This is a genomic window from Fibrobacter sp. UWB13 (assembly GCF_900177805.1).
Classification (GTDB): Bacteria; Fibrobacterota; Fibrobacteria; order Fibrobacterales; family Fibrobacteraceae; genus Fibrobacter.
In genome coordinates this window covers 1,714,180-1,727,497 of the sequence record NZ_FXAX01000001.1, presented here as the reverse complement: position 1 = coordinate 1,727,497, position 13,318 = coordinate 1,714,180, and the positions used below count along the sequence as shown (strand labels likewise).

The window sequence follows — 13,318 nt, the reverse complement described above, 5'->3', positions numbered from 1 at the left end:
TATAGCTGTCTGGTGGGGTGTCCAATGCACGAAGTTTGTCTCTCTCAAGTCTACATTTCGGATATGCTGGGGATCTTCCTGATTCTCGGCATTGTGCTGAGCAGTTCCTGGAAGTTGCAAAACAAAAACAATGAAAATAGGATTTTGTTTGCAATTATGGTTCTCATCGTGACTGCTTGTATTGTGGATGCGCTTACTTTTACAGTGGATGGCCATACTGGTGATGGTTTAAGGATCGTAAGTTACATTTCCAATTTTGTTCTGTTTCTTGCGGATTTATTTATCGGGCCGCTTTGGGTGATGATTGTCTCGCAGCATTTAAACGGGAGACTCTCGAAACCACAAAGGGTGTTCCTGACAACTGTTGTCTCAATTATTTTAGTTTTGCTGATTTACAATTTCTATGACCCGCTTGTATTTGATATCAGTGAAAACAATCAATACTCGCGAGGTCCGTTGTTTGCTCTTGTGAATTTTTGGGAGGCGGTGTTCATCGCGGATGGTGTTCTTGTTTACTTGATTGCAAAAGCGCGCAGTGGCGGTTCCCGCTTTTTCCCCGTGATCCACTTTATGTGGCCAATATTTGTTTGTGTTTGTCTGCAATATTATTTCTATGGTATTTCAACCATCTGGGTAGGGATTGCGGTCGGCTTTACGAGTATGGTTCTTGCCTTGCAAAATGAAAATATTTTTCTGGATAAACTTACAGGCCTGTTCAATCGTTACTATTTGGACCGAATTTCGCGCGAACTGATGGTGCGCCCGAAACTTGCAATAATGATGATTGATATGAATGGATTCAAGGGGATTAATGATAACTTTGGTCATTCAGAAGGTGATGATGCCTTGGTCTCGATGGCCGATGTCTTGAACGAAACGATTGGCGCACGGGGAACTGTTATCCGTTATGCGGGCGATGAATTTGTGGTTGTCTTGAATACGGATCGCGAAAATGAATGTGATGAATGCCGGATTCAGATTAAGGAAAACTTGAATAAATTTAATAGCAAAAATAAAAAGAAGTATAAGTTGTCTGCATCAATTGGGCTCGGTATTTTCAACATGCGGAAAAATAGCGTTGATGAAATTATGGAAATTATTGACGCCCGCATGTACGAAGACAAAAAATCGTATTACGAATCCACGGGACACGACCGACGTAGACGTTGACGATAAAATTGCTTAGAAAAATGCCAGGATGCGTATTGCTCCTGGCGATAATTTTATTCTTCCTTGACGAACATATCCTTGCCGACCCCGCAAATGGGGCAGGTCCAATCATCCGGAAGGTCTTCAAAAGCTGTACCCGGCGCAATGCCGTTGTCCGGATCGCCTACAGCGGGGTCGTAGATATAGCCACAGGCTTCGCATTTGTATTTTGCCATAAAATTTCTCCTTGCTTAATTGTGCTCTTTTTAAACTATATAAATAAATGGTAGAAAGTCAGATTTTTATATTTTTTTTGTGTTTGTGACGACCCGAGTATATATTGCCGATATTTCTGCGTTGAAAGAAACGCCTGTTTTTGAGCGTTTTTTGGGGCAGGTTCCCGAATATCGCCAAAAAAAGGCAATGTCGTTTAAGTTCCCTAAAGGGAAAATGCAATCACTTGGCGTTGGACTTTTGCTCCAGATGGCATGTCGCGATGCTGGGTTTGAAGGCGCGGACAATCATATTGCGTATGGCGAAAATGGCAAGCCGTATTTGCTGGATTTCCCGGAAGTGCATTTTAACTTGTCGCATTCGGGCGAACGCGTGATGTGCGTGATTTCTCCATTCGAGGTTGGCTGCGATGTGGAAATCATCAAGGGCGATCGTGGCAGACTTGCTGAGCGATTTTTCAAGCCCGAAGAATCCGCATGGATCAAGCATTTCGAAACGCTTGAGGCGCAGTCCGAGGCATTTTACAGATTGTGGACGCTCAAGGAATGTTATATGAAAGTGACGGGCCGAGGCCTGTCGCTTATGCCGGACATGTTTGCGCTGCACATGGACGAACTCGAGAATGTGACGCTATTTCATGACGGCAAGCGCCCGGAATATTCATTCCGAGAAATCAACTTGCACGACGGCTACCGCTATGCTTATTGCATCAAGAACGATGGCTTTATTGCACCGTCCGAAATAAAGCAAGTGAAATTTACTTGCTAACTCTAATGTAATCGACGAGCATTTCGTTCGGGAACTGCGAATCGTCTACTTCAAAACCAGGCCAGTTGCCTGCCACGGCGACGTTCAGCAAGAAGAAGAATGGCTTGTGGAATTCCTCGGTATCGCCTTCGTTGCCTTCAATTAGAATCTCGTGGTACATGAAGTCATCGACGAACATGCGAATGTATTTCTCGTCCCACGTGAATTTGTACGTGTGGAACTGTGTAATGTCGAGTTCAAATTTCTGATTGCGGTAATCGCCGGTGTTATTGCCGTAGGTCGCGTATTCGGCGCCGTTCGCCCAATGGTTTGTGCCGTAGATTTTGTTTTCTATATTGACCGCTTCGATGATGTCAATTTCGCCGCAGGCGGGCCATCCGACAGTGTCGAAATTCTCTCCGAGCATCCAAAATGCAGGCCAGATTCCCTTGCCGGTCGGGAGTGCAATGCGCGCTTCTACCGTGCCGTACTTGAACGCAAATTTGCCCTTGGTAAGCATGCGGGCGGAAGTGTACTTTTGACCTTCGTAGTCTTCTTTCTGGGCGCGGATGTGCAAGACGCCGTCCTTGATGTAGGCGTTCTCTTTACGGCTTGTGTAATATTCCCATTCGTTGTTGCCCCAGCCGCTTGCGCCCGTTCCGATTTCGAAAGTCCATTTGCTTGTGTCAATTGTCTCGCCGTCAAATTCATCATGCCAGAGGTATTGTGCGGCGGGCTCTGCGCTGCTCGAAGAAGTTGTTTCTGAGTTGCTTGAGGAAACCGTTTCGGAACTGCTCGAAGATTGACCTGCCGCGCTGCTTGAGGAATTCCTATAGTCACTGGATTTGGTTGATGAGCCAGCCGAATCATCGCGGCTATCGCCACTCAGAATGACGGACGAGGAGGATGCCGCGGAACTTTCTGCGGGTTCCGCGAAACTGGGTGACGCATCATCGGAACATGCGGCTAAATAGGCGATTGAGGCGGCACATCCCATTACAACAAATTTATAAACCATAAAACCAACCCCTTACTTTTCTAATTACTTTGCGTCTGGATCTTCTGGGTGGACACGTGCAATCACGCCAATTGTGGCTCGCGTTGCCTTGACCAAGTCTGCTGGCGCCACTTTCAACTGCAAACCGCGTTCGCCTGCGCTCACGTAAATGTACGGGAACTGCATCGCAGTCTCGTGAATGAAAATGGGGTAGTTCTTCTTGAGTCCGAGCGGGCTGCAACCGCCACGAATGTAACCCGTCAGCGGAGTCAAATCCTTGAGCGGGACGGTGTCGATTTTCTTGTTGCCACTTACTTTGGCGGCGCCCTTCAAGTCCACTTCGAGATTGCCAGGAACAACGCAAATAAGGTAACCAATCTTGTCTCCATGCACGAGAATCGTCTTGAAAACCTGGTTGATATCTTCGCCCAGGCTGTCGGCCACGTGCTGTGCGCCAAGGTCGTTTTCATCAACCTTGTATGGGATTAGTTCGTATTGAATCTTCTGCCTGTCCAAAATGCGGGCGGCATTAGTCTTTTTGATGTCCATAAATTCCTCAAAAGCGGGTTTAAACCCCTTGAATATTCCAATTTCAAATATAAATCTTTGAGGGTACCGGTTGCAATAGTTGTAAGTGAAAGCTAAATTAAAAAAGTGTAGTTGTATGGTGCTTTGGTGGAGAAGGAGTATTCTATGGACGTAATGAAGATTGACTATGACTTGTTCAAGAAAATCTTGAAAGAGATTCCGTCGAATATTTTCTTCAAGGACACCGAATGCCGCTACGTTTTTTCGACGCATTACTGGCGCCACCTTCAAGGTGCCGAGGATCCTTCGTGGGATATTGCCGGCAAGACCGACCTGGAAATCCGCAAGGATAAGGAAAATGCAAAACTCGCGATGGAACAGGATCGCGAAATTCTCCGTACAGGCAAGGGAACGCAGTACGTCATTGAAATCAATCAGGATGGCGTGACTGAATTTTTGGAACTCATCAAGAATCCGGTTCGCGATGACGATGGCAATATTATTGGTATTGTCGGTCTTATCAACAACGTGACCGAAAAAGTCTTGCTCGAAAAGAAACTCGAAAAGTATGCCCACACCGACATGCTCACGGGCTTGTACAACCGTAATTATTTCGAAGAGTGGGTTTCGAGTCCTGTAAAGCCAGAGATGTGCCCGATGTGCGTGATTTCTGCGGACTGCGATGGTTTAAAGAAAACGAACGATACGTACGGACATGCTATCGGCGATGAACTGATTCGCCTGACGGCATCGCTGTTCCGCGTGGTGCTCCCGGAAAAAGCAATGATGTTTCGCGTGGGTGGTGACGAGTTCTTCCTTGTGCTCCCGAATACGACGCAAGATGAATGCAAAAAATATATCGATAACATGAATGAAGTTTCGCGTGCGTTGCTTTTGAAGGGCAAGCCGATTTGCGTTTCTTTGGGTTCTTGCGAAATTCCGTCGCCATCGCTCAGCTTTATGCAGGCTATGGAAATTGCGGATAAGCGAATGTACATGGAAAAGAGTACAAAGTACTCTGAACCGAAAGAGTAGAAATTCCATGAGAAGAGATTACAAGGCGGTGCTGTTTGGCAATGGCACCATGGGCGAACGCCATCGCAAGTTTTTTGAGTATTCCGACATACAGTTTTTAAAAATTTTTGATTTAGAAGATTTAGATAGCGTAGGAAATGTGCGCGCTTCGCTCGTCGATGAATTTGTTTCTAAAGATAAGGTTGATTTTGCCGTGATTGCATCTCCGGCAACAACGCATTACGAGTATGCAAAGCTTTGTTTGAAACGTGGAATCTCCGTATTTGTAGAAAAACCGCTTGCAACGCTTGGTGCGCAAGCGCAAGAATTGGTGGATTTGGCTATCCGCAATAATGTGATTTTATTTGTGGCGCAGTCGGAATGTTTTAATTCGGTTTTCTTGAATTTCCGCAAACATTTTATGGCTGAACTTGGTGCCGCTGGAAAAACCGCGCGCATGAGTGAATGTGCGAATTCGTCGTTCCGTTTGGAATTCCGTCGCGAACACAAGTATTCTGCGCGTTGCCGCGATGTGAACGTGGCGCTCGATTTGCTGGTGCATGACTTGAGCCTTTGCCTTTCGATGTTCCGCTATGAAGATTTGAAAGTGGAAAAGTTCACGATTTCGAAAAACGAAGACCGTGCGCAAATGCAAATAAGCATTATAAAAGGTGCGCTTGCTGGGGCTGAACTCGACTTTATTGTAGACCGCAATAGCGATATCGATGTGCGGACAATTTCTGTGGAGTTCGGGGGCGATGGTGGCCCGGCTTGCGATTACTCGGTGAGTCTTGCACCGCATAATGAGAATGGCGAAGTTATCCACATCTCGGATTCGCTTGAGAATGAACACAAATTCTTTCTGAAGCTGATGGTGGGCGCCTGTTCTGAATGGGGTAGGCGAGCAGCGCAAAGCGCCGCAAACGCCGTTAAACTTGCAACAATCAAGACTGTATAAAAAATCTGCGACGATTGCCGCAGATTTTTCAAACTGTAAAAATGCAGTAGGCTATCTCTTTTTACGGAATAGACCTGAGATGCTGTCTATAATCGATTGGAAGACGGGCTTGGATTTTACTGGTGTGCTTGCTTGGCTTGTTGTATATACAGGTTTGGTGGGTGGCTTGGGCTCGGATTTTTGTACGGGCTTGGAGTCTGCATTGACGGAAGCCGTCTTGGTTGCATCGGGCTTGCTTTCGACTTTGTTCGGCAATTCGTTGTTGCATGTTGCAATAACAGCCTTCAATGCCGGGCCGAACGGCCAGTCGAATTTGTCTTTTCTCACGTTGGTGTGGTAGAAGACTCCGTTGAAAGAAACTGCTTCTGTGGCGCTTGCAAAAGGCTCGTCATTGCTCTTGAAGTTCATCGGAATGTTGTGCTTTCGTCCGAGGTACTTGACTAGGGCAGCGACCGCTTCGGTCTGGATGTCCGTCATAGTGGCATAGTAGTCGTATCCCCTGTAATTGTGCTTGTAATAGTATTCGGTTTCGGACAACTTGCAATAGACTTTGTTGTAAGCGTCCATCAGATTTTCGCCAGATAACTTCAAAGGACCGTAGTTACTGATTTCGATGCCGATGGATTGCTTTGACATGACCTCGTTTTTGCCAACGGCATTGGCGCCAAGGTGATAACTCCAGTATGTGTCGGGGAAAAGTTCGTAGATTCTGCCGGAACGATCGACTACGTAAGAAACGGAAACGTGGTTGTCCTTTGCCGAAAGTGAACTGACGTCAGATTTGATATGCCCAACCGTAAAGTGCAGACAGATGCTTTTCTTCGTTGTCTTGGTTTTGTAATAGTAAGTGTCGTAACTCGGACGGATGGAATAGATTTTTATGTTGTTTCCGATATCAAGTGTTTCTTTTAATGTATACTTGACTCCGTTCGCTGTCAGTTTTGATATAAAATCGTCTTCTGTTTTTTTGATCTCGGTGGGTGTCATATTTTTTCCTGGTTTTTTAACATAAAATATATACTTTTTTAGAATAAAATTTTTAAGAACAAAAAAAGTCCGCGACTTTCATCGCGGACTCTCTTATATCCTGATTTGGATGCTTATTACAGCTTAATGCTGCACGGCTTGGCATTCCAGATTTCTTCGGCGTACTGCTTGATGGTACGGTCGGAGCTGAACTTGCCCATGCGAGCGACGTTGAGGATTGCCATTTCTGCCCAGTGCTTCTTGTCCTGGTAAGCATCGGCAACCTTCTTCTGCATATCCACATAGCTGCGGAAGTCTGCACAGAGCATGTACGGGTCATGCGACAAGAGCTTTTCTGCAATGTGCTTGAAGGTTTCCGGATGATCCGGGCTGAAGAAGCCAGAAGCGATGAGGTCAATCACGCGGCGGAGATCATCATCATGCTCGTAGAAGTCGCGCGGACGGTAACCCTTAGCGAGGAGGTCCGTCACTTCTTCAACGGTGAGACCGAAGATGAAGATGTTGTCGTCACCGACTTCTTCCTTCATTTCCACGTTAGCGCCGTCGAGCGTACCAATCGTGAGAGCGCCGTTCAAAGCAAACTTCATGTTACCCGTACCCGAAGCTTCGGTACCGGCGGTAGAAATCTGTTCGGAAAGGTCTGCAGCCGGAATAATCTTTTCGGCGAAGGACACGCGGTAGTTCTCGAGGAACACCATCTTGAGCTTGCCCTTGCAATCTGGATCAGCGTCGATGATAGAAGCCACAGCGTTAGCAAGACGGATAATCTGCTTAGCCATCCAATAACCCGGAGCGGACTTACCACCGATCATGATGGTGCGCGGCATGATTTCCTTGCCGTCCTTCACCTGGATGTAAAGGTGGATGGCATGGAGGATGTTCAAGAGCTGGCGCTTGTATTCGTGAATACGCTTGACCTGCACGTCGAAGAACGTGTTCGTGTCGACATCGACATTCTGCGTTGCCTTGAGGTACTTGGCGAGGCGTTCCTTGTTCTGCTTCTTGACTTCCATGAATTTCTTCTGGAAATCGGCGTCCTTGGCGAACTTTTCGAGCTTCTTCAAATCGTCCAAATCCTTGACCCAGGATTCGCCAATCTTAGAAGTGATGAGTTCGGACATAGCCGGGTTAGCCTTGCGGACCCAACGACGCGGCGTCACGCCGTTCGTCTTGTTGTTGAACTTTTCAGGCCACAGTTCGTAGAAGTCCTTGAAGAGCGTCGTCTTCAAAAGGTCGGAGTGGAGAGCTGCCACGCCGTTCACAGCAAACGAACCCACGATGGAGAGGTATGCCATGCGGACCATCTTGCAGCCGCCTTCTTCGATAAGGCTCATGCGAGCGAGACGAGCGTTGTCGCCAGGCCACTTCATGGAGACCATGCGGAGGAAACGAGCGTTGATTTCGTAAATGATCTGGAGGTGACGCGGCAAGAGCTTTTCGAACAAGCTGACCGGCCACTTTTCAAGAGCTTCCGGCATGAGCGTGTGGTTCGTATAAGCGAACGTGTGCGTCACGATGTCCCAAGCTTCGTCCCATTCGAGGTTTTCAATGTCGAGGAGGATGCGCATCATTTCGGCGATAGAAATTGCCGGGTGCGTATCGTTCAACTGGATGGCGACCTTTTCCGGGAAGAGCTTCCAGTCGTTGTTGTGAAGCTTCTTGAAGCGCTTGATGATGTCCTGCAGGGAGGCCGAGCAGAGGAAGTACTGTTGCTTGAGGCGGAGTTCCTTACCGTTCATGGAAGCGTCGTTCGGGTACAAGACCTTGGAAATCGTTTCGGAAAGTTCCATGTCCTGCACAGCGGCGATGTAGTCGCCGTTGTTGAAGTAGCTAAGACCGAAGTCGTCAGCGGACTTGGCGCTCCAGAGGCGGAGGTTGTTCACAGTGTTGTTCTTGTAACCCGGGATCGGCGTATCGTACGGGAGGGCCATCACGTAGTCCTTCGTTTCCCAACGGTTGCGGAGGCGACCGTTTTCGTCCATCCAGCTGACCACGTAGCCGTAGAACGGCACCTTGATAGCGTTAGCCGGGCGGGCGATTTCCCACGGGTTCGGGAGGCGCAGCCAGTTATCCGGCTGTTCTTCCTGTTCGCCATTCACAATCTTCTGGCTGAACATGCCGTATTCGTAACGGATGCCCATACCGGTTGCCGGGAGTTCGAGCGTTGCCATGGAGTCGAGGAAGCAAGCTGCCAAACGGCCAAGACCGCCGTTGCCGAGACCTGCGTCCACTTCCTGTTCGCGGAGTTCTTCGAGCGTCATGCCGATTTCGTCAAGAGCTTCCGTCACGGCGCTTTCGACGTCGAGGTTCAACACGGAGTTGCCGAGCGTACGGCCAATCAAAAATTCGAGAGAGAGGTAATAGACGCGCTTGACGTCTTTTTCGTAATAGGTGTTCTGCGTCTTGATCCAACGGTCAACAAGACGGTCACGCACGGCGTAAGCCACAGCGAGGAACTTTTCGTGGTCCGTCACCGTGTATTTGCTGCGGGCGAGCGTGTGGTGGATGTGGTCGGTAAATGCCTTGCGGAAGGCTTCCGCATCGGTACCGAGCACGGTAATGTCACTTGCATTCTTGGTAGTTTTAGCCATAAATCTAACCTGCCTGGTATTGTTTATTCAATCCATGGAAAGTTTAGAAATTTTTACGAGATTTGCAATACGTTAATTCTGTAAACCACAGTTGTAAGCCTTTTCAGGATATGTAAATGATGTGGGCTATCTATGGGAGTATGTGCTGTGGAGCTTTGAACCTGTGCAATTTTTTCACAGGTTCAAACACTAAACGGATTTTTCCCGTTATGCTCTTTTAAATAAGAGTGCTTGCGTGCTTCCATTTCGTCAATTTGGGCAAATGATACCTTGAGCTTTTGATGGCGAGGGTGTTTCTCGCGTTCTTCTGCATTTTGAATAAATGATTCTGCAACAAGACCTGTGAGAATGGGGATGTTTCTTATTTTGAAAGTCATAGCTAGGCGAAAAATAGATTTTTAGGAATTTGCAAAATATGCAAATTGCTTTTTGACTGTGTATCGGATGATTAAGCGACTATAAATGATGCAAAAAAGCATTTTTTTATTCCTGTTTGTAAAAAAAGAGCTATTTTACAAGGTAACATAGCTTCTGTTTTCTGAGCTTGTCAAGGAATTCAAAAGCGTTCGTTTTTATTGGGTATTTGCTTTAGTCTCTGTTTCGATGCGTTCTGTAATAGACCTCGAGAGATTTTAGGGGATATCGTATTAAATGAGGTTTTGTATATGACGGCTCACTCATCAGAGTGTAGTGGTGTTTCTTTGGATTCCCTTTTCTTAAAAAAAGGGTTTAAACCGAATGACAATCAAAAAATGGCTATCGAAAATACCAGGGGCCCACTTTTATTGACTGCGGGACCTGGTTCTGGTAAAACACGTGTTTTGCTTTGGCGTTGTGTAAACCTGATTGTTTTTGAAAATGTGTCGCCAGATGAAATTTTCCTCGCTACATTCACCGAAAAGGCAGCCTTGCAGTTAAAGCAGGGCTTGCAGGGACTGCTTTCCATAGCGAGTTTATATACGCATAAACCTTACGACATTGCAGAAATGTATGTGGGAACATTGCATTCTCTGTGTCAAAAACTTTTAACAGACCGACGTTTCAAAGAACATGGTTTACGCAGTCGTCGCCCGCTCATTATGGACGATTTTGGACAGTTTCTTTTTGTGCGTGACCATTTTAATAAATTACTCCTAGAATCTGGCTTTGAAGCTGAAAAAAACACTGATTCATACAAGGAAATAAATGGGTGGTTTGATTCGCGTAAGAATAATTCGGCTTCTCGTACCGATGCTATCACCAACTGCATTTCTTTCTTCAATCGCATGAGTGAAGAGAATTTTAGTGACCAAGAATTTGCTTTGGACCTTGGGGACAAGACTCTGTCTAAACTTTTCAAGATGACTTCTCTTTATCGGCAAAGCCTTAAAGAAGATGGTGTAGACCGAGTAGATTTTTCAACATTACAACAGCGGGCTTACGAGTACATCTGTCATAAGAATGAGGCGGGCTCGGTGTTCAAGCATGTAATCGTTGATGAATATCAAGATACAAATACGATTCAGCAGAAAATTTACCTAAAACTTGCGGAAGGAACGAAGAACATTTGTGTTGTTGGTGATGATGACCAAGCTTTGTACCGATTCCGTGGAGCGACCGTAGAAAACTTAGTTGATTTTGAAAATATTTGCGCTAAGGCAATAGGCGTAAGGCCAACGCGAATAGACTTGAATATCAACTATCGTTCTCGTAAACAGATTGTTGATACTTACACCAAGTTTATTGATCTTGTTTCATGGAAAAATCCCACCAAGCACAACGAATTTTTCAGAATTCAAAACAAAAATATCACAGCTCACAGCACAGACTTTCAGACATCTGTTGTTTTTGAGTCTGGCGACAAAAAAATCGTCGCCGGAAATGTTGTTGCCCTTATCAAAAAATTGAAGGAAACAGGCAAAATCAAAGATTACAATCAGTGTGCTTTTTTGTTCCCTACCATTCGTGGCAACGCTAGTGGTCAAATGGCTCCCAAAGTTCAGGCCTTTGCAGATGCTTTAGACGAGGCTGGTATCAAGTATTATGCTCCACGTGCTAAAAACTTCTTGTACACGGAAGAATCTCTAATTACGTTCGGCCTTTTTGCAAAAATATTCAAGTACACATCAGCTGATTGTGCTTATGGCGGGATGAAGGATTACTCAAATTGGAACAAAGCAGCTCTTGAAGCTGCAGAAAAAATCATAGGTCACGACAAGTCTTTAAAGAGCTTTATTGAAGATACCCAAAATGCAATTAAATCAAGTAAAGAAAACTATAGGAGTCTTAAAGAATTCTGCGAAAAAAATGGAATTGCTACAGATTCAGAATTGACAGTAACATTGCTCAAAAAGTTTGCTCAAATTCCTAAGATTGAAGATTCCGTTCGAAGGGTGCTGATGAGCAAAAATTTGCTTGCATTTACAACGCGTCGAGGAAAAGACGGCAAACCGTTACATGTTTCATACGCTCTTTCTCGTGCAACCGCTATGGACTGGACTCTGCTTGACTTGTTCTATAAACTCAACAGCTTTGAGTATTTTTCACAGAAATATGAGCTTGCAGAAAATGGTGGTGAAGATTCGGGTCTCTATAATCTTGGAATGATAACAAAATACATTGCCCAATATCAAGAAACGACGAACCCAATTCTTTCGGGTTCAACATTTGATGGCGATATCATCCGCAAGGTTTTCTTTGGCTCGTATATGTATTCGCTATTCCGCCTGAACGAAACGGAATACGAAGATGCTGACGATCCGTTCCCAAAGGGGTGTGTGCCGTTCTTGACTGTCCACCAATCTAAGGGCTTGGAATTCCCTGTAGTTATTTTAGGTTCGCTTTCGCACAATACGAGGCCTCCGAGAACTTTAGATGTCGTTGTTCGCAATATGCAAGAGCATCTAGGCATATTGCCGACGGTGTGCGAACCTCTAGATTCGATGGATGCCTACGATACTATGCGCATGTTCTATGTTGCGTTGTCGCGTGCGAAAAATTTACTGATTCTTCCGCAATTTAGAGGCCAAGGACAAGCGACCTATAGTCCATTTAAAACATTGGTTGAGGACTGTAAGTTTGAATCATGTCAGAAGTTTGAGGTCAATACATTCCCGGAATCAGAAGATGCATCGGACAGACTTCCACATGTCTATACCTATACAGCAGATTACTTGCCCTATAATAATTGTCCTCGCAATTATATGGTGTTCCACAAATATGGCTTTGTGCCAAGCCGTAGCCAAACAATGTTCTTTGGTTCTTTAGTTCACCAAACTGTAGAAGATCTTCAGAATTTTGTGATGGAGGGACGCTAAATGAATCAGTCTGAATTTGAGAAAAAACTTCGTGAAATGTTTGAAGACAATTTCCGTTTTTTACGCGAAAATGCAGGACATACCATTAATGATTATATGAAGGAACTTGCGTTCAAGCAAGTTCTCTGCTATTACCGCAAGAATAAGAAAATCATAGAGCAGATTACACGAGCTGAAGTAAAGTTGTCTCTTCCTGAACAGAAAACGCCCAAGGATAAAATTCCTTATACAATTGAAGGAATTGTGGATATTGTGCGCGAAGGTGAACAAACATGGCTTTATGATTTGAAAACTCATGAACCTGAACGCATCAAGGCTGAGCCTCAAAAATACAAGGAACAGCTGAATATATACGCTCATATTTGGAAGGGGCTACAGAAAAATAAACTTGACAACACTGCTGTTATTGCAACACCACTTCCAACTACCTTAAAAAGAGCACTTGAAGAAGGAAACGAAGATAGGCTTCAAAAAGAATTTGATAAATGGCAACCGGTTATTCCTTTTGGATATGACGAAGACGAAGTTGCTGATATGATTGAAAATTTCGGCAACACCGTAGAACATATTGAAAATTCGGAATTTAAGCCACCTGAAGTTTCTCGACTTGAAACAAAAATGCCGGGAATGAAGTTCAACTTTGCAACGCATGTTTGCCATAACTGCGATGTTCGCTATTCCTGTTCTTCGTTTGTGGGATACATGAAAAAAACTCGCAGTGCGACAAAAAACAACATGCTCAAGTACATGACGAATTCTGCCGAAGAAAACGACGAATTTATTGAAGGAAATTTAAACGAAAATTAGAGAGGATTAC

Annotated in this window: 12 protein-coding genes; 6 read left to right on the top strand and 6 right to left on the bottom strand. The window is 45.3% G+C overall.

Features of this window, described 5'->3' with window-relative positions; genetic code table 11:
• Positions 1–24: 24 nt before the first annotated feature.
• Entirely contained in the window at positions 25–1,170 is a 1,146-nt protein-coding gene (locus B9Y77_RS07205; protein ID WP_085491011.1) for a GGDEF domain-containing protein, read from the top strand.
• Positions 1,171–1,223: 53 nt separating this feature from the next.
• Here the strand turns inward: B9Y77_RS07205 and rd are convergent, their stop codons facing one another.
• Positions 1,224–1,385 (bottom strand): rubredoxin, encoded by a 162-nt coding sequence (rd, locus tag B9Y77_RS07200; protein ID WP_073423447.1) that lies wholly within the window; start codon positions 1,383–1,385, stop codon positions 1,224–1,226.
• An 85-nt stretch (positions 1,386–1,470) separates the two neighbouring features.
• Here rd and B9Y77_RS07195 point away from each other — a divergent pair, with 85 nt between their 5' ends.
• Positions 1,471–2,151, top strand: a complete 681-nt coding sequence (locus B9Y77_RS07195) for a 4'-phosphopantetheinyl transferase family protein (RefSeq protein WP_254899953.1) — start codon at positions 1,471–1,473, stop codon at positions 2,149–2,151.
• Here the strand turns inward: B9Y77_RS07195 and B9Y77_RS07190 are convergent.
• Positions 2,141–3,148: a glycoside hydrolase family 16 protein gene (locus B9Y77_RS07190; protein ID WP_085491010.1), complete on the bottom strand. Its 1,008-nt coding sequence runs from the start codon at positions 3,146–3,148 to the stop codon at positions 2,141–2,143. The two genes, B9Y77_RS07195 and B9Y77_RS07190, sit on opposite strands and share 11 nt — an antisense overlap.
• 24 nt (positions 3,149–3,172) lie before the next feature.
• A complete protein-coding gene (gene ybaK / locus B9Y77_RS07185; protein ID WP_085491009.1) occupies positions 3,173–3,676 on the bottom strand; it encodes a Cys-tRNA(Pro) deacylase in 504 nt (167 codons plus the stop codon).
• 144 nt (positions 3,677–3,820) lie between these two features.
• Here ybaK and B9Y77_RS07180 point away from each other — a divergent pair, with 144 nt between their 5' ends.
• Both B9Y77_RS07180 and B9Y77_RS07175 read left to right on the top strand, forming a co-directional pair.
• Entirely contained in the window at positions 3,821–4,690 is an 870-nt protein-coding gene (locus B9Y77_RS07180) for a sensor domain-containing diguanylate cyclase (RefSeq protein ID WP_085491008.1), read from the top strand.
• Positions 4,691–4,697: 7 nt separating this feature from the next.
• Positions 4,698–5,627, top strand: a complete 930-nt coding sequence (locus B9Y77_RS07175; RefSeq protein WP_085491007.1) for a Gfo/Idh/MocA family protein — start codon at positions 4,698–4,700, stop codon at positions 5,625–5,627.
• A 51-nt stretch (positions 5,628–5,678) separates the two neighbouring features.
• Here B9Y77_RS07175 and B9Y77_RS07170 read toward each other — a convergent pair whose 3' ends face one another.
• The 3 genes from B9Y77_RS07170 to B9Y77_RS07160 form a co-directional block, all read right to left on the bottom strand.
• Positions 5,679–6,614, bottom strand: coding sequence for an N-acetylmuramoyl-L-alanine amidase (locus B9Y77_RS07170; protein ID WP_085491006.1), 936 nt, complete (start codon positions 6,612–6,614; stop codon positions 5,679–5,681).
• A 116-nt stretch (positions 6,615–6,730) separates the two neighbouring features.
• Entirely contained in the window at positions 6,731–9,205 is a 2,475-nt protein-coding gene (locus B9Y77_RS07165; protein ID WP_073423442.1) for a glycogen/starch/alpha-glucan phosphorylase, read from the bottom strand.
• A gap of 182 nt (positions 9,206–9,387) precedes the next feature.
• Positions 9,388–9,582 carry a hypothetical protein gene (locus B9Y77_RS07160; protein WP_085491005.1) on the bottom strand — a complete coding sequence of 65 codons (195 nt, stop codon included), beginning with the start codon at positions 9,580–9,582 and terminating at the stop codon, positions 9,388–9,390.
• 288 nt (positions 9,583–9,870) lie between these two features.
• On the opposite strand from B9Y77_RS07160, the gene B9Y77_RS07155 reads away from it, so the two are divergent.
• Both B9Y77_RS07155 and B9Y77_RS07150 read left to right on the top strand, forming a co-directional pair.
• Complete coding sequence (locus B9Y77_RS07155; RefSeq protein WP_085491004.1) at positions 9,871–12,501, top strand: UvrD-helicase domain-containing protein; 2,631 nt, start codon at positions 9,871–9,873, stop codon at positions 12,499–12,501.
• On the top strand, positions 12,502–13,308 hold the full coding sequence (locus tag B9Y77_RS07150; protein ID WP_085491003.1) for a PD-(D/E)XK nuclease family protein: 807 nt from the start codon (positions 12,502–12,504) through the stop codon (positions 13,306–13,308).
• Positions 13,309–13,318 lie beyond the last annotated feature (10 nt).